Genomic DNA, 21610 nt, shown 5'->3' on the forward strand with positions numbered 1-21610 from the left:
TTATGTCATCATTACGATTTAAGGCTTTAGAAATGTTATCTTTTACAGATTTCAGAAGAGATAATGCAGTTACAGTTCCTGCAAAATTATCAGAACTTTTCTGCCAGAATGTGTTTTCAGAGGAAACCATGAGGGAATATTTGACCAAGGAAGCATTTACTTCAATTCAGAATGCAATAAAGAGAGGAACGAAAATCCAGCGTGACGTTGCCGACCAGATTGCCGTTGCCATGAAAGACTGGGCGCTGAGCAAAGGCGTAACACATTACACGCATTGGTTTCAGCCTTTAACCGGTTCTACTGCAGAAAAACACGATTCGTTTTTCACTCCTTTCGAAAGCGACAGGGCTATTGAAAGATTCTCCGGCGGAATGCTCATTCAACAGGAACCCGATGCTTCTTCTTTCCCGAACGGGGGAATCAGAAATACTTTTGAAGCAAGGGGTTACACCGCTTGGGATCCTACTTCACCGGCATTTATTATGGGGACAACACTTTGTATACCATCAATTTTTATTTCGTATACCGGCGAAACTTTGGATTACAAGGCTCCTTTGTTACGAGCACTTCATGCGCTTGACGAGGCTGCTACGGATATTTGTAAGTCTTATTTCGATAAAAATGTTACAAAGGTGATTCCAACTCTGGGTTGGGAGCAGGAGTATTTCCTGGTAGATTCCGCTCTTTATCAGTCACGTCCGGATTTAGTGATTACAGGAAAAACTTTATTGGGACATTCGCCGGCAAAAGGGCAGCAGCTTGATGACCATTATTTCGGCTCCATACCTACCCGTGTGATGAATTTCATGAAGGAGCTGGAAATTGAATGTATGAAGTTAGGAATTCCTGTGACCACAAGACATAATGAAGTGGCGCCAAACCAATTCGAACTTGCGCCAATGTTTGAGGAAGTAAACGTTGCAGTAGATCACAACTCCTTATTAATGGATATTATGGCAAGAGTAGCACATAAGCATCACTTCCATATTCTTTTTCATGAAAAACCATTCGCCGGAGTTAACGGAAGCGGGAAGCACAACAACTGGAGTTTGGCAACTGACACAGGAGAGAACCTTTTGATGCCAGGAAAAAACCCAAAAAAGAATCTGCAGTTCCTCACCTTCTTTGTGAATACTTTGAAGGCTGTACACGATTATGCAGATCTTTTAAGGGCAAGTATTGCTTCGGCCAGCAACGATCACCGTTTGGGGGCAAACGAAGCACCTCCTGCGATTATCTCAGCGTTTATCGGAACCCAACTTTTCGGGGTTTTGGAAGAACTTGAAAAAGTAACTGACGGAAAACTTTCGCCGGAAGAAAAAACCGAACTTAAACTAAATGTTGTAGGTAAAATTCCTGAAATTTTACTTGATAATACTGACAGAAACAGAACTTCACCCTTCGCATTCACCGGAAACAAATTTGAAATCCGGGCAGTGGGTTCTTCCGCAAACTGTGCGGAAGTAATGACGGTGATGAACTCCATCGTCGCAAAACAGCTGCAATCGTTTAAAATTGAAGTTGATAAACTCATTACCGAAGATGGGCTGAAAAAAGATGAAGCAATCTTCAATATTTTAAGAGAGTATATTAAGGTATCGAAGAATATTATGTTTGAAGGAGACGGCTATTCCGAAGAATGGGCCGAAGAAGCCGCAAAAAGAGGCTTAAATAATCTGAAAACCACCCCTGAAGCACTAACAAAAGAACTCGACCAAAAGTTTATTGATTTGTACGAAGGACTGGGCATTTATACCCATCGCGAGATTGAAGCTCGTAACGAAATTAAACTCGAAAAATATTCAACGGTAATTGCGATTGAAGGAACAGTTTTAGCTGATATTGCACGCAACCACATTATTCCGTGCGCACTTAAGTACCAGAACAGACTTATCGAAAACGTAAAAGGAATTAAAGAAATTTTCGGTGATAAAGAATTCAAGGATCTCGCAAAAGAACAGATGAATATGATTGCAGAAATTTCTCAGCATGTGTCGATTATTAAAGTTGAGGCTGATGCGCTTCTTGCAGCTATTAAAAATGCCAAATCAGTAGAAGACCCGCAAGCAAGCGCAACCCAATTCTGTAATGATGTGAAGCCAAGATTCGAAAAAATAAGAGATTCTTCGGATGCCCTGGAGATGGTAGTAGATGATGAACTTTGGCCGATGACGAAGTACAGGGAACTTCTTTTTACAAGATAAAACTTATAACCTAAGGACCTGATTAATTCAGGTCTTTTTTACTAACATTATAGAGCAATATAATATCCTTAATAGATGATTTGTATAAATGTTAACAAATCTTAAAAAAAATAAAACCGCAACCTCTAAAATAAAGGGATTGCGGTTTATTTTTCTTTAACATAGCAAAGAAAAGTGTTAAAAAGTGTTAAACTGGGTTTTCAAAAAGGGTGTTTTCACCCCCTATCTAACTCGAATACCTAATTTTGCTTTGCATTTAAAACGAAGTATCTCAATTTAACACAGATAATCAAATATATATGAAGAAAAGAGTTCTGTATTATTTAGTTGCTGTATCAGCTACATTTTCATTACAATCCTGCGTTACGAATTACGTTGTATCAACCCCAACAACCTACGCAAATGAATACAAATCAGATGCCAAACTTGCATCAATCGATAACAAAAAATTAGAAACGGCAAAAGCTCAATTACTTAGCAGCTTTAGTGATGAAAAACTTGCAGCAGCAAGATCAATGGAGGCTACAATAAAGAATGATGAAATTGCAAAAACAGTTAGGTTCACCAAAAAAATTGATGACATCTTAACTGAAGCGGAATCTTATTTAGGAACTCCTTACAAATACGGCGGGATGACCAGAAGAGGAATCGACTGTTCAGCATTTGTACTTTCAGTTTTCGGCGCTGCTACAGGCATGACTTTACCAAGAGTTGCTGCATCACAGGCCCAGGAAGGTGAAAAAGTTGAGAAAAGCAATCTTCAGAAAGGTGACCTTGTTTTCTTTTCGCAGGGTAGAGGAAGAATCTCTCATGTGGGAATCGTAGAAAATGTAACTGAAGAGGGAGATGTTAAATTTATTCATGCCGCAACTTCAAGAGGGGTAATGATTTCTTCACTTAATGATTCGTATTGGGGACCAAAATACAGGTTTGCAAAAAGAATAATTTCTCCGGAAACCTTCAATAACAACCTTGCAAATAATTAAAAATAAATAATTGATCATAAAAAACTGCTAATTCCGGCAGTTTTTTTATGTCTGAAACTCAAACTTTAATTATTGATATTTAAAACTGAAATAAAACCTTCCTTGCGCGTTATTTAGAAAGAAATGCATTGATTAGGACTGTTGTCAACAAGAGATTATACCAAACTGTTTCGGTCTGCGTAATTCAGTTTGAAGAAGATGAATGTCATGATAGAAAATGCCAACAGTGAACTTCCACCGTAACTGAAATACGGCAGCGGAATCCCAACTGTAGGGAAAAGCCCCATAACCATCCCGAGATTTATGGCAAAGTGCATTAATAAAATTGATGCAAAGGAATACCCGAAAACGCGGTTAAAAGCCGACTTCTGTTTCTCTGACAGATAATAGATTCTGCCGATAAAAACCGCGTAGAAAATAACCAAAAGCGAAGCTCCGAAGAACCCCCACTCTTCTCCCACTGTACAGAAAATATAATCGGTTTCCTGTTCCGGAACGAATTTCCCTTGGGTAACAGAACCTTCTTTATAACCTTTACCGAAAAACCCTCCGGAACCAATCGCAGTTTTTGAATAAAGTAAATTATAGCCCGACGTGTCGCGGAACGCTTTTTCGCCTTTATAAAGAACTTCAATTCTTTCGCGCTGGTGTTTGGGCATTTTTTCAAGTATTTTAGGCGATCCGTAAGCAATTCCGCATAAAAGCAGTAACGAGCCAAGGATTCCAGCCACGGAAAATACATTCCAGTGAATTTTGTAATAGTTGGCGAAAATTATCAATCCATAAATTACAGCAATCCCAATAATCAGATAAAGCGGATCAACAGCCAGAGCCAAAAGGAAAACACCTGCGAGAATACCGCCAACTCCGAAAAGCCATCCGTTTAATCCTTCCCGGAAAAGGGCAATAAAAAAAGCAGTAAAGACAAGCAGCGAGCCAACATCCGGAATCATTAAAACCACCAGCGCCGGGATCCCAATAATAACAAGTGCTGTGAGAAGCGACTTGCGTGTTGAAATGTTAAAATCTGGTCCTGAAACATAATTTGCGAGCATTAAAGCAACGCCAATTTTGGCAAATTCAACGGGCTGCATGGTAAAACCGCCGAATTTATACCAGTTTTTCTGTCCCAAAATTTCAGTTCCGAAAGGAAAAAGACCTATCAAAAGCAAAACTCCAAATACGTAGATGATACTGGCAAAATTCTCGAAAAATTTAGTCCTCATAACAAAAATAATGAATCCCACCACGAGTGATAAGCACAAGAAAATAAACTGTTTCTTACCTAAACCTTCATCAACACTGTAAATGTTCGCAACTGCAAAAAGCGAGATTGCGAGATACAGAAACAGGCTGAGTTTATCTAATCCTTCTGTCCACTTCATTTTTTAGAGCTTTGTATTTTTAATCTTGTGCGAAGAGAATCTCTTTTGTAAATCAGTCTTGCTCTGATTTGGTCATTTTTGATGAATTTCAGGCTGTCTTCAATAGATTCTATTTTCAGAGAGTCTTTATTGGGCTCTTTATAAAGACCTTTTCTTTTCAGGTCAACAACCCATTGTCTTTTATATTCAGGCATGAAACTCGCGTTTACAAGTTTATTATAAAGGTGTTCCCGCTTAAGCTCTCCGGTTAAATACTTCTCTGCAATTGCTGTAGCTGCCGGGCCGGCCCATGTTGCGCCAAAGCCTGCGTGTTCCATCACCGCTGCAATAACAATTTTTGGGTTTTCGGCTGGTGCTGCAAGAACAAATATTGAGTTATCTTTTCCCTGCGGAACCTGTGCTGTACCGGTTTTAGCGAGCATGGTGAATTCATTTGACTTTAAACTTCTTGCGGTTCCGCCGGTTACTACAGCTTCCATCCCTTTCATGATCGGTCCAAAATGTTTCGGATCAACCAGGGTTTTGTGTTTTACTTTAAATCTTGGATCAGGATTTGGTTTTCCGTCGATTGATTTTACAATATGGGGCGTATAGTACCAGCCTTTATTCACAATAGCAGCCGTAGCATTCGCCATTTGTAATGGGGTAAGAAGTACATCGCCCTGTCCCATTCCGTTGAAGATGGAGCCGTTCATGGTGTAAGCAGAACTCCAGTCTTTTTTACCACCACTTCTTTTTTCATAAAATGCCCCGCTTGGGATTCTCCCTTTGGAGCCAACGGCAATATCATTATTCAGGTATTCACCTAACCCGAAACTGCTCATTATTTTTTTCCATTCATCAACTCCTTTACTTGGGTTGCCGGGATATTTATTCATGATTGCAATAAAGGCATAAGAAAAGTAACAGTTACTGGAAACCTGAATCGCTGGCACTAAAGGATCAGCACCACCATGCCCCTTCACTCTCAAGCCCCGGTAATTAAATCCTCCGCCACAGGGGAAGATGGTATTTTCATCCATAACGCCCATTTGCATTGCCGCAGCGGCTGTAAGAAGTTTGAAAGTTGAACCCGGCGGATACGCTGCCTGAACCGACCTGTCAAACGTTGGCCGGTTATTATAGATGGTATCCATCTGAAGACGGTAAAGGTTTTTCGTTTTATCGGGACCGGTAAATAAATTGGGATCAATATCGGGGCCGGTAGCCATAACCAAGATTTCACCATTTGTAGGATCCAGTGCAACAATAGCGCCCTGCTTGTTCACAAGCATTTCTTCGGCCATTTTCTGCAAATCGTAGTCGATGGTGAGGGTGATGTCTTTTCCGGTAATTACTTCTTTATCTAAAGCACCGTTTTTATAGGAACCAATACTTCGCAAACGGATGTCTTTCTGGATATACTGCACGCCTTTTTCACCGCGCAATTCCTTTTCATAGGATTTTTCGACACCAGTTTTTCCTATAAAGTCTCCCGGAAGATAATAAAGCGAATCTTTCTTAATATCACGCTCGTTTACCTCATTGGTATAACCTAAAAGGTTGCCCGAAGTAGAAACCTCGTACTGTCGCTGAGGTCTTGAAACGATGCTGAAGGCAGGATATTTAAAAATGATTTCCTGAATTCTGGCGATTTCTTCCCTGCTCAAATTCTTCATAAAAGTCATGGGAGTAAGCTTCGAATAATATTTTTCGGCCTTAATCGCGTTAACTCTTTTAATGAAATCCTGCTTGCTTATTCTCATAAGATTACAGAAATCAAGTGTATCGAAATCGGGTTTTATTAAAGCTTCGGTAAACGAAATTTCGTAGGAAGGCTGATTACCCACCATTATTTTTCCGTTTCTGTCGAAAATAACACCTCTCTGCGGAATAATATATTCTGTTTTAATTGAAGTGTTCGCCGCGTTTAATGCATAACGGTCCGTAAAAAGCTGCAGGTATGCAAGCCTGGCAATAAATATAATGGCCAGGAAGGTTAATAATACGGTGATTTTCAGATACTGTGATTTCATGTGTCTGTGAATAACCTTTAGACAAGGTTTCTTTATGCAATAATAACGTTAAACTTTCTGTTTGATTTTAAAGGCCAGCGCGTACATCAGTATAAATATAAAGGAAATGGCGCTTGTTGCCAAAACATTCATGAAGATTTCGAAAAATCTACTGAATTTAAAAAATTCAATATACTGAACCAACAGCTGGTGCAGGAAAATACTCGATAGGATAAAGAAAAAATATTGCGACCACTGCAAAGACTGGAAAGAAAAGAAGTCGGTGGAAGTATCCGTAGAAGTCCGGAAAATTAAGGTGCGGAAATAGGCAATAAGCGTGGTAGCAAAAGCATTAATTCCCCACGTATATAGAAATGCATCAATGCTGAGTCCCAAGATGAAACTCAGGGCCAGAAACTGAAATTTATTTCTGAAAAACGGATAAAACATGATGAACACAGGATAAAGCACCGGTGTATATTTTCCGAAAAGTGCAATCCGGTTCAGCACAAAAATCTGTAATGCCACCAGGAAAACAATCATCAGGATATCTGTAAAAAGTGTTCTGCTTATCATTTTTCTCTCTTTATGGTAGCCTGCAAAGTATCCTGAATTCTCTGAACCTCAGCTTTCTTCAGGTTTTTCACCACATATATTTTGCTGAGATTTCCCATTTTCTCAGTCAGTTCTACAGAAATATCCCAAAACCCTGTTTTGCTGTCAACTTCGTAGCCAGAAACTTTTCCAATGGTAATTCCTTGTGGAAATATTGCTGATTTCCCGTCGGTTACCACCGTGTCGCCAATTTGCAGCGGTACGTATTTCGGAACATCAGAGAGGTGCATGATCCTCGAATCTTCGCCCTTCCAGGTTAAAGTCCCGAAATATCCGGATTTTTTAAGCGACGCATTAATCTTGATTTTATTTAAACTCAGCACAGACTGCACTAAAGCATAAGAATCCGTGGAATTAATCACGATTCCGGCGATCCCTTTTGGAGCCATTACGCCCATCTGAGGAAAAACACCATCGCGTTTCCCGCGGTTGATAGTGAAGTAATTATCCTTGCGGTTAATACTGTTGAACACGATCTCTCCGTCTACAAAAGTATAGATTTGCCCGCCACCAATGGTATCATGAACTTTTCTAAAAACTGGAACACCAGAATTTTTCCCATAAACCTGCTCCATGAGCAACTTATTTTGCGCTACAAGCTGGTCATTAATCTGCTTAAGCTTTAAATAAGAGGTGCCTTCATCGATATATCCCGAAACCCAGGAATTGAACGCCGCAGTTTGGCCCGCAAGCCACGACTGCTGCATGGAGTTTCTGCTGAAAATCAATACCAAAGCGATAAGCTGCAGAAATATAAAGAAGACGAATAAACCGTTCTTCGAAAATAATCGCAGCAAAAATCCCATCTGTTAATGTCGTAAAAAGTTATAAATTATTTAATCAGAAAGTTGAATTTATCCATATTTTTAAGGGCTATACCTGTTCCGCGAACTACAGCTCTCAAAGGATCTTCAGCCACAAAAACCGGCAAACCTGTTTTCTTGTGAAGTCTGTCTGCAAGTCCTCTCAGCAAAGCGCCACCACCTGCAAGATAAATTCCCGTTTTATAGATATCAGCAGCAAGTTCCGGCGGAGTAAGCGAAAGTGTTTCCATTACCGCATCTTCAATTCTGATGATAGATTTGTCTAGAGCTCTTGCGATTTCTTTGTAGTTCACCATAATTTCTTTTGGCTTACCGGTAATTAAATCACGTCCCTGAACCGGAATATCTTCAATCTCAACATCAAGATCTTCAACCGCTGAACCAACTTCGATTTTTACTCTTTCTGCAGTTCTTTCTCCGATATATAAATTATGGTGCGTTCTTAAATAATACGCAATATCATTGGTGAAAACATCACCGGCAATTTTTACTGATTTATCGCAAACGATTCCTCCTAAAGCTACTACAGCAATTTCGGTAGTTCCTCCTCCTATATCGATGATCATGTTACCCTCAGGTTTCTGTACATCAATTCCTACTCCAATCGCTGCCGCCATTGGTTCGTAAATTAAACGTACTTCTTTCGCATTTACTTTTTGTGCAGAATCTCTTACGGCTCTTTTTTCAACTTCGGTAATGCCGGAAGGGATACAGATTACAATTTTTAAGGTGGGCTGAAAAAGCTTTCCTTTGATACCCGGAATTTGTTTGATGAATTCCTTAATCATGTGCTCAGATGCATGAAAATCAGCAATTACTCCGTCTTTCAGTGGTCTGATGGTTTTTATGTCTTCGTGGGTTTTCCCCTGCATATGTTTTGCCTTTTCACCAACAGCGATTGGTTTTCCGCTGGAACGTTCGATGGCTACAATCGAAGGCTGATCTATAACTATTTTATTGTTATGTATAATTAGTGTGTTTGCAGTTCCCAAGTCAATCGCAATATCCTGCGTGAACATATCAAATAAACCCATTTTTTTTCGTGATTTTTTTAAGTGTACAAAGATATAAATTTAGAACCGTTCTAAAAATTAGATTCAGACTAAATTAGGTTAAAATTTTATTAAAGTTAAAAGCTATTCTACAATAACTTTTTTATTTCTTAATTATTTCATTTTTAAATGAAAATTCGGAAATAATTGATCTCCATACCATATATTTTACTGATAATGTTCATCTTGTAGAATCTTCGCCAATTCAATTTAAAGTCTTAAATTTGCGGTTGCTTTATGAATCAGGATACCAACATTCACAAAACCGCTAATTTTGCCGTTCTAAGTGTCAGTTTTGAAAAGGCTGATGCCGAGACGCGGGGGAAATTTGCGTTTTTTGATGAGAATATTAAAAATTTTGTCAGCGAAATTCATAATGAAAATCTTGGTGACGCATTCGTGGTTTCCACCTGTAACCGTACAGAGATTTATACTACATCGCAAAATTATCTTCTGATTGCCGAATTATACTGCAAAACAATTGGCGTAAGCCTTACCGAATTTATGCAGTATGTTAACATTCTGAAGCATGAAGAAGCGCTGAATCACCTTTTTCGTGTTGCTGCCGGTCTGGAGAGCCAGATTATCGGCGATTTCGAAATCATTGGGCAGATAAAAAACGCGTATCACCGTTTCAAAAAAGAAAAGAAAAACTCCAACCCGTTTTTGGAACGTGCGATTAACTCTGCGATCCAGATTTCCAAAAGAATTAAAAACGAAACCGGAATTTCTAATGGTGCCGCTTCTGTGTCTTATGCAGCAGTTCACTATATACTGAAAAATCAACCCCAGATTTCAGATAAAAACATTCTGCTTTTAGGAGTGGGAGAAATTGGCCAGAACACCGTAGAAAATCTGGTGAAACATGTTTACAAACCCAAAGTAAAAATCGCCAACAGAACATCAGACAAAGCTGAAAAAATTGCTGAAAAATATAAAATTCCACATATCGAATTCGAGAATTTTCAGGAAGAACTTGCCCAAACCGATATTCTTATTGTGGCTACCGGTGCGCAGCATCCCATTATAAACAAAACCCACTTCCCGAACGGAAAAGAAACGCTGGTCATCGACCTTTCAATTCCCAATAATGTGGAAAAAAATATTACCGAAAATACAAATATAAGTTTGGTAGATGTTGACCAACTTTCCCTGCACATCAGCGAAACAATGGTTCAGCGTCAAAAGGAAATCCCGAAAGCAGAAGGCATCATTAAAGAAATGACCAAGGATTTTCTGGAATGGGAAAAGAAAAGAAAACTGGCCCCTAACATCCATCATTTTAAAGCTGTTCTAAAAAATATGGAACGCAACGAAATGCACAATATCCACAAAAAACATAAATATGTTGAGGTAACAGATATGCAGCTTTCGGATAAAATGATTCAGAAAATCACCAACAGATTTGCAAAATATATCATTGATAATCCCTGGAAAGCCGAGGAAATCAGCAAGTTAATGCACGAAATTTTAGTCGAACAGCCTAACAACGAATTCAATGAGAAGCATTAAAATAGGAACGAGAAATTCACCTCTGGCCATGTGGCAGGCCCGTGAAGTGGCGCGTAACTTACAGAATCTTAACTATACCACCGATATCGTTCCAGTACTTGCAACGGGTGACAAAAATCTTACCCAGCCGCTGTACAAATTAGGGATAACCGGCATTTTTACAAAAGATTTAGATTTAGCGCTCCTTAATAACGAAATTGATATCGCGGTACATTCTTTAAAAGACATTCCTACTGAACTTCCGGAAAACATTGAAATCATCGCTGTTTTAGAGCGCGATTATCCACAGGATGTCTTGGTAAGAAAAAAAGACGCACAAAATCTGGAGCTCCACGATCTGAAAATTGCAACCAGCAGCCTACGCCGACGTGCTTTTTGGTGCAAAGAATTTCCCGACACCCAATTTTCAGATATTCGCGGGAATGTACAGACCCGTTTGAACAAACTTGAAGAAAACGATTTCGACGCTACCATGTTTTCCCTCGCTGCCATTGAGCGAATGGGTTTAGATGTTCATTATGAGCATCTTCCGATCATGATTTCGGCACCTGCACAAGGAGTTGTTGCGATTTGTGGACGAAGCGATAATGCAGAAATGAAAGAAATTTTCAGCCAAATCAACCACAAACCCACACAAATTTGTGTTGAAATCGAAAGAAACTTCCTCAACACCCTTGAAGGTGGCTGTACCGCGCCAATTGGTGCTTTTGCAGAAATTAACGACCGCAACGAAGTACGTTTTATTGGCAGACTCTGCTCACTCGACGGCAAAAACTGTATCGAAACCGATGAAATCTTCGAGTGGAACGAACATGAAAATTTTGGGAAAACTTTAGCCCAAAAAGTTCTTGAAAACGGCGGACGCGAGTTGATGCATCAAATTAAAAGTGAGATTTAAGTTTCTGACGATATAAACATGAAGATTATTTTCACCAAAAAAATCAGTAAAATAATGATTTCCAAAAAGTTAGGAAGTCATTTTTCTTATGATTTTATGGATGTCATCAAGATAAATCCCATGACCGTGGAATCTTTTGACCTGAAAAACAAATCGTTGATTTTCACCAGCGTAAATGCCGTACAAAGCTTTTTCGCAAACGGCTTTAAACCCGACGAAGACTTTACCAGTAAGAAATACAATAAGATTTATACCGTAGGAATCACGACCAAAAGAGAATTACGGAAATACGGTTACGGAACATTCAAAGTGACCAAACATGCCAAAGAGCTGTCAGAATTTATTATTGAAAACAGCAGCAAAGAAAAATTTCTTCATTTCTGTGGGAATCTTGCGCTCGATGTACTGAACAAAACGCTGCCGCTGCAAAATATATCTTATAAAAAAATCCCCGTTTACGAGACACAACTGCTTTACCCGAAGTTTTCCGGAGCTTATGATGCGGTGTGTTTTTTTAGTCCGAGCGGAGTGCGTAGTTTTGCAAAGTTTAATGCTCTGGAGAATGTGAAGATTTTCTCCATCGGCGAAACGACCGAAAAAGAGATCAGAAAATTCACTAAAAGCCCAATAATTACCAGTAAAGAAAGTAATCTTGATGATTTGCTGAATTTAATTGCCGAACACAGCAGTGAGGCCGAAGCATCAGGATCAAAAAAAATATTATGATTAAAAATGACCTTTATTTAAAAGCATTAAGAGGCGAAACCGTTGAAAGACCACCGGTTTGGATGATGAGACAGGCCGGAAGATTTCTGCCGGAATTCCGTGCACTTCGAGATGAGTACGATTTCTTTACCAGATGCCGTACACCCGAGCTGGCCGCAGAAATCACCATGATGCCAATCCGCAGATATCCTTTGGATGCGGCAATCCTTTTTTCTGATATTTTAGTTGTTCCACAGGCGATGGGAATCGATTTTAAAATGAAGGAAGGCGTTGGCCCCTGGCTCGATAATCCGATCCGTACATTAGAAGAAGTGCAGAATGTGGTGGTTCCTGATGTAAACGACACTTTAGGCTACGTTTTTGATGCCATCGAACTGACGCTGCAGAAGTTGGATAACAATATTCCGCTGATTGGTTTTGCCGGTTCACCGTGGACAATTTTATGTTATTGCGTTGAAGGTAAAGGCTCTAAAGCTTTTGAAATCGCTAAAACGTTCTGCTTCCAAAATCCGGAAGCTGCCCATTTATTATTGCAGAAGATTACCGATACTACGATTGCTTATCTGAAAAGAAAAGTAGAAAAAGGTGTTTCTGCCGTACAGGTCTTCGATTCCTGGGGCGGTATGCTGTCTCCCGAAGATTATCAGGAATTCTCCTGGAAATATATCAACCAGATTGTTGAAGCTTTGAGCCCACTGACTCACGTTGTGGTTTTCGGTAAAGGCTGTTGGTTTGCACTGGAAGAAATGACGATGTCTAAAGTTTCGGCATTAGGTGTTGACTGGACAATAAAACCTGAATTCGCCAGAGTTTTAACGAATCATACGATGACGTTGCAGGGAAATTTCGATCCTACAAGACTACATTCTTCTCCGGAAACCATCCGCAAAATGGTGCACGAAATGATTAACCGTTTCGGAAAAGACCGTTATATTGTAAATCTTGGTCACGGAATTTTACCCAATATTCCATTAGAAAACGCCAAAGCGTTTATCCGCGCTGTAGTTGACTGGAAACCGATTTAATATAATGGCGCGAGCGAAGCGAGCGTCAAAAAGTTTAATTATAAAAAAAAGGAAACGCTTACGGTGTTTCCTTTTTTAATTATATTTCATAGTACCTCAATTCCTCATGATCATTCGGTAACTGAACTTTCTTTTGATAAGTTAAACCCAGTTTTTCAATCAGTTTTCGGGAAGATAGGTTGGAATCACTGGTAATGGCCGATATTTTTTTCAAACCAAATTCTTTGAAAGCCTTATCAAGCAACACCGAAGCGGCTTCAAATCCATAACCTTTACCTTCATAATCCGGCAGCAACGAGAATCCAATATCGGGAACATCTAGTCCTTCTCGTTCGAAAACACCAACACTTCCGAGTTTCTTTCCATCGTCTTTTTGGGTGATTACATAATTACCGTATCCTAATTTCTCAATCTGCGGCAAAAATCGGTTCTTGATGTATTCTTCCGCATCAGCCACCGAGCGTATGTTTTTATCTCCAATAAACTCGATGAACCTCGGGCTGTTATACAGCTGATATATAAATTCAGCATCTACAACCGAAACAGGCTTCAGAATAAGACGTTCGGTTACTATGTTTTCGGTCATCAGATTAAGATTTTAGGTTTTATATCATTCAAAAATATAAAAATCGCGGCATAAAAATGGAATATTACTGAGTTAAAACCCACAATCACTCTTCCACCAAAAAATTATAAATGAATATTAATCCCGAAATTATAGGTTTTGTCGCCGGCGGACTGTCATCCGCGCTTTTTATCCCACAGATCGTAAAGATTTTAAAAGAAAAATCTGCAGAAGAAATTGCTTTACTCACGTGTATCATCGGAATTATAAGTTCCGGGCTATGGCTGTGGTACGGCGTGATGAGAGAACACATTTCCATGATCATCACAAACAGCATTTCTATTGTCGCTACAAGCGTGTTGATTGTGCTAAAAATCATTTATACCGAAGAAAAAAACTAATTTTGTACTCATCAGAAAAAAACTAATCTATGCTCGACAATAAAGAACATTTATACGAAAAAGCCGTTTTGGTAGGCTTAATCACTCAGAATCAGGACGAAGACAAACTTACAGAATATATGGATGAGTTGGAGTTTCTTGCTTTAACCGCGGGCGCCACCGTAGTAAAACGCTTTACCCAAAAACTTACCCAACCCGATCCTAAAACCTTTATCGGAAGCGGAAAAGCCCAGGAAGTACGCGATTTTGTAAAAGAAAATGAAATCGGAACCGTAATTTTTGATGACGAACTTTCGCCTTCGCAACTCAAGAACCTCGAACGTGAAATCGAAGTTAAAATCCTTGACAGAACCAACCTTATTTTAGATATTTTTGCCCAACGTGCTCAAACTTCTTATGCGAGAACTCAGGTAGAATTAGCTCAGTATCAGTATCTTCTACCAAGACTTACAAGAATGTGGACTCACCTTGAAAGACAAAAAGGAGGAATCGGGATGAGAGGTCCGGGGGAAACAGAAATCGAGACCGACAGAAGGATTATCCGCGATAGAATCTCATTGCTCAAAGAAAAACTGAAAACCATCGACCGCCAAATGGCTACCCAGCGCACCAACCGCGGAAAAGTAGTGCGTGCAGCCTTGGTAGGTTATACCAACGTGGGCAAATCTACTTTAATGAACGCACTGGCAAAATCTGATGTGTTCGCTGAAAATAAACTATTTGCGACGCTGGATACCACAGTAAGAAAAGTTGTTATCGGAAATTTACCATTTCTGCTCACCGATACGGTAGGTTTTATCAGAAAGCTTCCTACCCAACTTGTTGAAAGTTTTAAATCGACGTTGGACGAGGTTCGGGAGGCCGATCTGCTGATTCATGTAGTGGATATTTCTCATGAAAGTTTTGAAGACCATATTGCATCCGTGAACCAGATTCTGATGGAAATAAACGCCCATCAGAAACCGATGATCATGGTTTTCAATAAAATTGATGATTTCAGCTATGAGAAAAAGGAAGAAGATGACCTGACACCGGAATCCCGCAAAAATATTTCGCTGGAAGAATGGGAAAAAACCTGGATGTCGAAATCAAAATATCCCACTGTATTTATCTCGGCCTTAACCAAGCAGAATTTCGAGCAGATGAAGAAGCTGATCTACGACGAAGTGCTTAAAATTCATATTTCCAGATTCCCGTACAACGATTTCCTTTTCGAATATTTTGAAGAAGAAACAACTTAAATCAAGGCTTTAGAATGAAAGAATTGTATGGTGTTTTAATGATTTTCTGTGTTTCTGTTGTTTTCGGCCAGGTGAATATCGACGAAATTAAAAAAAACGTTACCGAAAACCCTCAGAAATTTTATTACCAAAATCTCGAAACGTTTAAAACGAATCCCTCTGCACTTTCTCAGGAACAGTTGAACTATATTTATTATGGCAATAATTATGTGGATTATGGTTTCGACAGAGGTGATTTTAATAAAAAACTGAGTGAAGTCTCAAAATTTGCAGGAAGAAAACTTTCAAAAAAACTTTCGGGTGAAGTTTTAACTAAAGCTTTATCTCTTTATCAACTTAATCCGCTCAACAAAACATTACTTAATGACTTGGCACTCCTGTACGGGTACTCCGGCGATCATGAAAAAAGGGATTTCCATTTGCTACAGTATCAATTGTTGGTAGAAACTATCGGCAAAAGCGGAACAGGACTTTTAGAAGAAACGCCAATTGTGGTAACAAGCTTCCAGGACAAATTTCTGGCATTGGAGCAGTTTTCGAAAGTTCTTGCAAGTGGAATAAGTTTTAAAACAAAACAACTCGAAGACGGATCCTGGTTAGACATTTTTAAAAACGGTCTTGACTTATATTTCATAAAAACCGTGCATCATAAAGACATGTTTAAATAATGAATACAGTTCAGGAAATAAAAGCTGCACTTCAGGATTTAGCTCTGCCCGAAAAGGCCGCTTTTTTTCCACGGTTTTTTAAAGCCGGAAAAGGCGAATATGCTGAAGGCGACAAATTTCTTGGCGTTATCGTTCCCGATCAGCGAAAAGTTGTTAAAGAATACTGGAACCGGATTTCATTAGAGGAAATTGCTGAACTTTTATCTTCAACAATCCATGAACACCGCCACTGCGCTTTGCTCATACTGGTAAATAAATTCGAAAAAGCAAAGACTGAAAAGGAGAAAAAAGAGATTGTCAACTTTTATCTTAAACATAAAAAATTTATCAACAACTGGGATTTGGTCGATAATTCTGCTTATAAAATACTTGGCAGACATGCATACGAAACAAAGGATGATGACCTGTTAAGAACACTTTCCCGGGAAGAAAATATGTGGAGCAAAAGGATGGCCATTGTAGCGACGATGTTTCATGTAAAACTCGGAGAATTTTCGTTGCTTAAGGAACTGGCACTGTATAATCTGCAACATCCGCATGATTTAATGCACAAAGCTAACGGTTGGCTTCTGCGGGAAATGGGTAATGAAAATGTAGCCGAACTTCAGCATTTTCTTGTTAAAAATTACAAAAATATGCCGCGCACAACACTGCGTTACGCCATCGAAAAGTTTGATGAAGACTTAAGACAGGATTTTTTAAAAGGCAGAATTTAAAAACTACTAAGAATGACAGAATTATTTTATCTGCGCGAAATCTTTCATTATTTTCTGCACTTTATTTTCCCTGTTGTAATTGCGAGAGTTTTTTTTAAATCCAATTGGAGAAAAGCCTACTTTATCATGTTGGCGACCATGGCGGTGGATATTGATCATGCCTTTGCTGATCCTATTTTTGATCCAAACCGTGCAAGTATAGGTTTTCATCCGCTTCACACTTATCCTGCAATCGCTGTTTATTTTTTAGGAACTGTTTTTCTCAAAGGAAATTACAAAATAGCCGCTGTAGGCTTACTGTTTCATATGTTTACAGACTTTCAGGATTATTATTTCTGGCGATTAAATTTTAATTTCTGATTGGTTTTTTAAATAATTATTCTGTTTTTGATAGTTTTTTTGTATTTTGTCGAAAATTTTTATGAAATTAAAAAACTTTCTTCACTGGACTGTTCTGGTCCCTGTCATCTCCGGTCTTTTTTATTTGGGCGGATTTTTAGTAGACAGTGTTATTTCTAATATCCTCGGAGGTTTACTGCTTTTCGGCAGCGTACTGGCAGCAGTACATCATGCAGAAGTTATCGCACATAAAGTGGGAGAACCTTACGGAACCATTATTCTGGCAATCTGTATCACAATTCTGGAAGTGGGTCTGATTATTTCCTTTATGCTCTCAGGCGGGGAAGGTGCAATGACCTATGCCCGTGATACGGTGTTTGCCGCGGTAATGCTTATTCTTAATGGTATTTTGGGCGCATGTATCTGGATTGGTGCCGCAAAATACAAAGAACAGTTTTTCATGCGCAGTTCCGGCACTACATATCTTGTAAGTCTTGTTGCGATTCTGGTGCTTACGCTAATATTACCTAACTATACCTCGAGTGTGCGGGGTCCATTTTATACTGAGGCACAGTTAATTTTTGTTTCCTTTGCGTGTTTAGTAATTTATGGCACGTTTCTCAGGGTGCAAACGGTACGTCACCGGAATTTCTTTGTAATTGAAGAAGAAGACCATACCACCCATGAAGCTGATCCGCCGAGCTTACCCAAAACTTTTCTAAGTCTCGCGCTTTTGATTGTAAGTCTGGCCGTTGTAATCTTCATGGCAAAAGGACTTTCGCCGGTGATCGAAGATTTTGTGGAAAGCATTGGATCTCCAAGAGCTTTGGTGGGGGTAATAATTGCAACAGTGGTATTGCTTCCCGAAGGTTTTGCGGCGATACGTGCAGCAAAGAACAATCAAATCCAGACTTCTATCAATCTTGGACTTGGCTCTGCGTTGGCGAGTGTAGGGCTTACCATTCCGGCAGTTTCTATGGTTTGTATCTGGTTTGATATTCCGTTTGTCCTTGGTTTGGATATGAAATCGATTATTCTGCTTGCACTTTCGGTATTTATAGTGATGCTTTCTTTAAGCCGCGGAAAAACAAACATTATGTACGGCGCCGTACTCATCGTGAATTTGGCGGCCTATATCTTCACTGTAATCGTACCTTAAAAATTAAAAGAGAATTTTCTAAGTCTGAAAATTCTCTTTTTTTATTCTTTTTACTTCAATTTCCTGGCGATTTCCATTTTATATGCCATGAGATTGGCAATGTTTGAGGCTTTGTAAATCGCTGCTTCGGCGGTTTCACCTTCAAAATTCTCTTCCACGGTTTCAGTCCATAACTTTATCCAGTGAGCAAAATGAGGTTTTTCTATCGCCACTTTTTCATTTACCGGAAAATGCATCGCCATAGGATTTCCTTTATAAGAAGCCTGCCCGAAAAGCAAAGACTCCCAAAACGAATACATCTTTGGTAAATGGAGATCCCAGTTCACCTTCGCAACATCGGTAAAGAAAAACCCGATGGTTTCGTCTTTTGCCACCTTTTTATAAAAAGTATTTACCAAAAACTCTATGTCTTCTCTGGATTCTAATAATTTCATGTTGCAAAATTAAGATTTTAAAACGATTGGTTTTATGACCAGGGTCGTTAATCGTTATTTGTAGGGCGGACAATTCGCGCTATCCGCTCATACTCCTCGCTCAGCGGCTCCACTGCGTTCCGCCGCTTCGCTGTGGGGTAACCGCTGCTATCGCGGCCGCAGATAAGTTGCAGCAGAAAGCCTTGATTTTCAAAATATCAGTTATTTTTGCACCATGAATCTGGAATTCTATAAAAATCAGGCCGCTCTAAAACAGAAAGATCACAAAAAATTTCTGGATCAGCTTAAGAAAAAACCGCCTAAAAACCTCGATTACAAAGTTCAGGAAACCCACGAAGAAGTTTTCAGTAAAATCGACTGTCTCCAGTGTGCGAACTGTTGCAAAACCACAGGACCGCTTTTCACCGAGAAGGATATGGAAAGAATATCTAAACATCTACGCATGAAGCAGGCCGATTTCGAAGCCAAATTCCTGAGAACCGACGAAGACAATGATAAAGTCCTTCAAAATCTCCCGTGTTGGTTTCTGAATGCAGACAATACCTGCTCGATTTATGAAGTGCGTCCTAAAGCCTGTCGTGAATTTCCCCACACCGACCGGAAAAAAATTTATCAGATTAATCATCTTACCATCAAAAATACAGCGATATGCCCCGCTGCATTCGAATTTGTAGAGCTTTTGAAGAAAAATCTGGAAAAATAATTCAGTCTAAACAAATCACAAACTTTAATAAATTGTGTTAAATTTAAGAATCTGGAATAATTCCCTATCCGAACCTGCGTTATTAACACACCAATAATTAAAAAATTGAATTATTATGAGAAAGTCGTTATTCGCAGTAGTTTTAATTGCTGCAGGTGTGAGTTTTGCCAACGCGCAGAGTACAGAAAAAGCAAAAAAACTGAAAGCAGAGAAAGCAGTAAAAACTGAGGTGCAAACAGTAGTAAATGCGGAGGCCGCCGCAGCCGTGCTTCCTGCAGAACCCACAGAAATAAAAGCTACAGAACAGGCCGCAGTAAAAACCGAAACTGCCGCAGAATTAAAACAGGAAGAAACCACTGAAAAACCAGCCGCGAAAAAACCGGAACCCATGTAAAAAAATGTAAAGGTAAAAGTGAAAGAAGGAAGTCCTGCCCATTGGCAGGGCTTTTTTCATACAAAAAAATCCCGCCATTAATGACGGGATTTCTGTTATATTTCGAGAAAATACTATTCTGCACTTGTAGCTTCTGCTTCCGGAGCTTCTCCTTCTGCTGCAGTTTCTTCTTCATCGTCTTCAACTGCTGCTCCACCTTTCATTGCCGTTCTAGACATCTTCACAGCTACTACTACTGCGTTGTCAGGATGCATGAATGTGAAATTGTTGGTCTTGATATCACCTACATAAAGTTTGTTACCAATTTTAAGCGGAGTAACATCTACTACGATTTCGTCTGGTAAGTTTGCTGGTAATGCTTTTAATTTAAGCTTTCTGTAAGTCTGTCTCATTGCACCACCGGAAACAACACCTTTTGCACGACCTGTAATTCTTACAGGAACTTCCATCACTACAGGTTTGTCATCAGCTAACTGATAGAAATCTGCGTGAAGGATTTTGTCGGTGATTGGGTGAAACTGGATGTCCTGAAGTACGGCAGGAATTGTTTGTCCGTCAACCTCAATAGATACCGTGTGTGCTTCAGGAGTATATACCAAACCTTTAAAAGCTCTTTCTTCTGCAGAAAAATTTAAAGTTTCGGCTCCTCCGTAAACAACACAAGGAACTAATTCAGCATCACGTAAAGCTTTAGTAGACTTTTTGCCCACGCTTTCTCTTTTTGTACCTTGAATTGTAATTGATTTCATTATAATGTATTAAAAAATTTTAAGGGTGCAAAGATATGTAATTATTTTTTAAATAATAAATTTATCGCTAATTGATTTATGCTCGTGAACCATTTTCATGACATCTGCAAACAATTCGGCACAGGAAAGCACTTTAATTTTTGAAGAAAGTTCAGCTTTTACAGGGATTGTATCGGTTACGATTACCTCAGAAATTTTGGATTTTTCAATGTTTTCGTAAGCTTTTCCTGAAAGAACAGCGTGGGTTGCCATGGCACGAACACTTTTTGCTCCTTTTTCTATAAGGATATCCGCAGCTTTGCAAAGTGTTCCAGCGGTGTCGATCATATCATCAATAAGGATTACGTTCTTTCCTACTACATCACCGATAAGGAACATTTCTTCGATTACGTTTGCTTTTTTTCTTTCCTTATAAGCAATCACGACTTCGGCACCTAAGTGACTTGCGTAATTTTTCGCTCTTTTTGCGCCACCCATATCCGGAGAAGCGATGGTAAGATTGTCTAAATTCAGTTTCTGTATATAATCGATGAAAATAGTGGATGCGTACAAATGATCCACAGGAATTTCGAAAAACCCCTGAATCTGATCTGCGTGAAGATCCATGGTCATGATTCGGGTAGCGCCGGCTGCAGTAAGTAGATTTGCCACTAATTTTGCACCGATTGGTGCTCTGGGCTGGTCTTTTCTGTCCTGTCTCGCCAAACCATAATACGGAAGAACTACGGTAATGCTTTTCGCTGATGCTCTTTTCGCAGCGTCAATCATTAATAAAAGCTCTAAAAGATTGTCTGCCGGTGGAAATGTAGAGCCTATTAAAAATACCCTTCCACCTCTTACGGTTTGGTCCAAAACCGGCTCAAACTCTCCGTCACTGAAGTCCTGAAACTTAATTTTTCCTAAATCCTGCCCATAATGTTGAGCAATTTTTTCCGCCAAAACCTTACTGGTCCTCGTGGAAAACAGATAACTTGCCTGATCAGCCATTTTTACTTTTTTAGATGGTGCAAATTTAAAAAA

23 protein-coding genes are annotated in these 21610 nt (G+C 39.3%); 14 read left to right on the forward strand and 9 right to left on the reverse strand.

What is annotated here, in order from left to right:
- Positions 1-2 precede the first annotated feature (2 nt).
- Both CDW55_RS03560 and CDW55_RS03565 read left to right on the forward strand, forming a co-directional pair.
- Positions 3-2204, forward strand: coding sequence for a glutamine synthetase III (locus tag CDW55_RS03560; protein ID WP_088468336.1), 2202 nt, complete (start codon positions 3-5; stop codon positions 2202-2204).
- Between the two features lie 299 nt (positions 2205-2503).
- On the forward strand, positions 2504-3190 hold the full coding sequence (locus CDW55_RS03565) for a C40 family peptidase (RefSeq protein ID WP_088468337.1): 687 nt from the start codon (positions 2504-2506) through the stop codon (positions 3188-3190).
- A 155-nt stretch (positions 3191-3345) separates the two neighbouring features.
- Here the strand turns inward: CDW55_RS03565 and rodA are convergent, their stop codons facing one another.
- From rodA to CDW55_RS03590, 5 genes are read right to left on the reverse strand one after another with little or no spacing between them, the layout of a single operon-like run.
- Complete coding sequence (rodA, locus tag CDW55_RS03570) at positions 3346-4575, reverse strand: rod shape-determining protein RodA (RefSeq protein ID WP_088468338.1); 1230 nt, start codon at positions 4573-4575, stop codon at positions 3346-3348.
- On the reverse strand, positions 4572-6590 hold the full coding sequence (locus tag CDW55_RS03575; protein WP_088468339.1) for a penicillin-binding transpeptidase domain-containing protein: 2019 nt from the start codon (positions 6588-6590) through the stop codon (positions 4572-4574). The genes rodA and CDW55_RS03575 overlap by 4 nt, the downstream gene beginning before the upstream one ends.
- A gap of 48 nt (positions 6591-6638) precedes the next feature.
- Positions 6639-7145: a rod shape-determining protein MreD gene (locus CDW55_RS03580; protein ID WP_088468340.1), complete on the reverse strand. Its 507-nt coding sequence runs from the start codon at positions 7143-7145 to the stop codon at positions 6639-6641.
- Complete coding sequence (gene mreC / locus CDW55_RS03585) at positions 7142-7990, reverse strand: rod shape-determining protein MreC (RefSeq protein WP_088468341.1); 849 nt, start codon at positions 7988-7990, stop codon at positions 7142-7144. The genes CDW55_RS03580 and mreC overlap by 4 nt, the downstream gene beginning before the upstream one ends.
- Before the next feature lie 26 nt (positions 7991-8016).
- Positions 8017-9042: a rod shape-determining protein gene (locus CDW55_RS03590; protein ID WP_088468342.1), complete on the reverse strand. Its 1026-nt coding sequence runs from the start codon at positions 9040-9042 to the stop codon at positions 8017-8019.
- Positions 9043-9297: 255 nt separating this feature from the next.
- Between CDW55_RS03590 and hemA the strand changes: the two genes are divergently transcribed.
- From hemA to hemE, 4 genes are read left to right on the forward strand one after another with little or no spacing between them, the layout of a single operon-like run.
- Entirely contained in the window at positions 9298-10572 is a 1275-nt protein-coding gene (hemA, locus tag CDW55_RS03595; RefSeq protein WP_088468343.1) for a glutamyl-tRNA reductase, read from the forward strand.
- On the forward strand, positions 10559-11470 hold the full coding sequence (gene hemC / locus CDW55_RS03600; RefSeq protein WP_088468344.1) for a hydroxymethylbilane synthase: 912 nt from the start codon (positions 10559-10561) through the stop codon (positions 11468-11470). The genes hemA and hemC overlap by 14 nt, the downstream gene beginning before the upstream one ends.
- Before the next feature lie 18 nt (positions 11471-11488).
- A complete protein-coding gene (locus tag CDW55_RS03605) occupies positions 11489-12196 on the forward strand; it encodes a uroporphyrinogen-III synthase (RefSeq protein WP_088468345.1) in 708 nt (235 codons plus the stop codon).
- Positions 12193-13221, forward strand: coding sequence for a uroporphyrinogen decarboxylase (gene hemE / locus CDW55_RS03610; RefSeq protein ID WP_088468346.1), 1029 nt, complete (start codon positions 12193-12195; stop codon positions 13219-13221). The genes CDW55_RS03605 and hemE overlap by 4 nt, the downstream gene beginning before the upstream one ends.
- A 79-nt stretch (positions 13222-13300) precedes the next feature.
- Here the strand turns inward: hemE and CDW55_RS03615 are convergent, their stop codons facing one another.
- Positions 13301-13807, reverse strand: coding sequence for a GNAT family N-acetyltransferase (locus tag CDW55_RS03615; protein WP_088468347.1), 507 nt, complete (start codon positions 13805-13807; stop codon positions 13301-13303).
- A 110-nt stretch (positions 13808-13917) separates the two neighbouring features.
- On the opposite strand from CDW55_RS03615, the gene CDW55_RS03620 reads away from it, so the two are divergent.
- From CDW55_RS03620 to CDW55_RS03645, 6 genes are all read left to right on the forward strand, one after another.
- Positions 13918-14187 carry a SemiSWEET family sugar transporter gene (locus CDW55_RS03620; protein ID WP_088468348.1) on the forward strand — a complete coding sequence of 90 codons (270 nt, stop codon included), beginning with the start codon at positions 13918-13920 and terminating at the stop codon, positions 14185-14187.
- Positions 14188-14216: 29 nt separating this feature from the next.
- Positions 14217-15428 (forward strand): GTPase HflX, encoded by a 1212-nt coding sequence (hflX, locus tag CDW55_RS03625; RefSeq protein WP_088468349.1) that lies wholly within the window; start codon positions 14217-14219, stop codon positions 15426-15428.
- Positions 15429-15442: 14 nt separating this feature from the next.
- The gene (locus tag CDW55_RS03630; RefSeq protein ID WP_088468350.1) at positions 15443-16096 is read left to right on the forward strand and encodes a DUF4919 domain-containing protein; all 654 of its coding nucleotides are present in this window, start codon (positions 15443-15445) and stop codon (positions 16094-16096) included.
- A complete protein-coding gene (locus CDW55_RS03635) occupies positions 16096-16812 on the forward strand; it encodes a DNA alkylation repair protein (RefSeq protein WP_088468351.1) in 717 nt (238 codons plus the stop codon). Before CDW55_RS03630 ends, CDW55_RS03635 begins: the two co-directional genes overlap by 1 nt.
- Before the next feature lie 12 nt (positions 16813-16824).
- Positions 16825-17172 carry a DUF6122 family protein gene (locus CDW55_RS03640; RefSeq protein ID WP_088468352.1) on the forward strand — a complete coding sequence of 116 codons (348 nt, stop codon included), beginning with the start codon at positions 16825-16827 and terminating at the stop codon, positions 17170-17172.
- A 61-nt stretch (positions 17173-17233) separates the two neighbouring features.
- Complete coding sequence (locus tag CDW55_RS03645) at positions 17234-18310, forward strand: calcium:proton antiporter (RefSeq protein ID WP_088468353.1); 1077 nt, start codon at positions 17234-17236, stop codon at positions 18308-18310.
- 50 nt (positions 18311-18360) lie between these two features.
- Here the strand turns inward: CDW55_RS03645 and CDW55_RS03650 are convergent, their stop codons facing one another.
- On the reverse strand, positions 18361-18744 hold the full coding sequence (locus tag CDW55_RS03650) for a group III truncated hemoglobin (RefSeq protein WP_088468354.1): 384 nt from the start codon (positions 18742-18744) through the stop codon (positions 18361-18363).
- Between the two features lie 214 nt (positions 18745-18958).
- Between CDW55_RS03650 and CDW55_RS03655 the strand changes: the two genes are divergently transcribed.
- Together CDW55_RS03655 and CDW55_RS03660 are read left to right on the forward strand one after the other, a co-directional pair.
- Entirely contained in the window at positions 18959-19447 is a 489-nt protein-coding gene (locus CDW55_RS03655) for a YkgJ family cysteine cluster protein (protein WP_088468355.1), read from the forward strand.
- A 115-nt stretch (positions 19448-19562) separates the two neighbouring features.
- Entirely contained in the window at positions 19563-19841 is a 279-nt protein-coding gene (locus CDW55_RS03660) for a hypothetical protein (RefSeq protein WP_088468356.1), read from the forward strand.
- A 113-nt stretch (positions 19842-19954) separates the two neighbouring features.
- Here CDW55_RS03660 and CDW55_RS03665 read toward each other — a convergent pair whose 3' ends face one another.
- Together CDW55_RS03665 and CDW55_RS03670 are read right to left on the reverse strand one after the other, a co-directional pair.
- On the reverse strand, positions 19955-20590 hold the full coding sequence (locus CDW55_RS03665) for a 50S ribosomal protein L25/general stress protein Ctc (RefSeq protein WP_088468357.1): 636 nt from the start codon (positions 20588-20590) through the stop codon (positions 19955-19957).
- 48 nt (positions 20591-20638) lie between these two features.
- Positions 20639-21577 carry a ribose-phosphate pyrophosphokinase gene (locus CDW55_RS03670; RefSeq protein ID WP_088468358.1) on the reverse strand — a complete coding sequence of 313 codons (939 nt, stop codon included), beginning with the start codon at positions 21575-21577 and terminating at the stop codon, positions 20639-20641.
- Between the last annotated feature and the right edge of the window lie 33 nt (positions 21578-21610).

The sequence above is a fragment of the Chryseobacterium sp. VAUSW3 genome, assembly GCF_002205795.1.
In the GTDB taxonomy this organism is placed as follows: Bacteria; Bacteroidota; Bacteroidia; order Flavobacteriales; family Weeksellaceae; genus Kaistella; species Kaistella yananensis.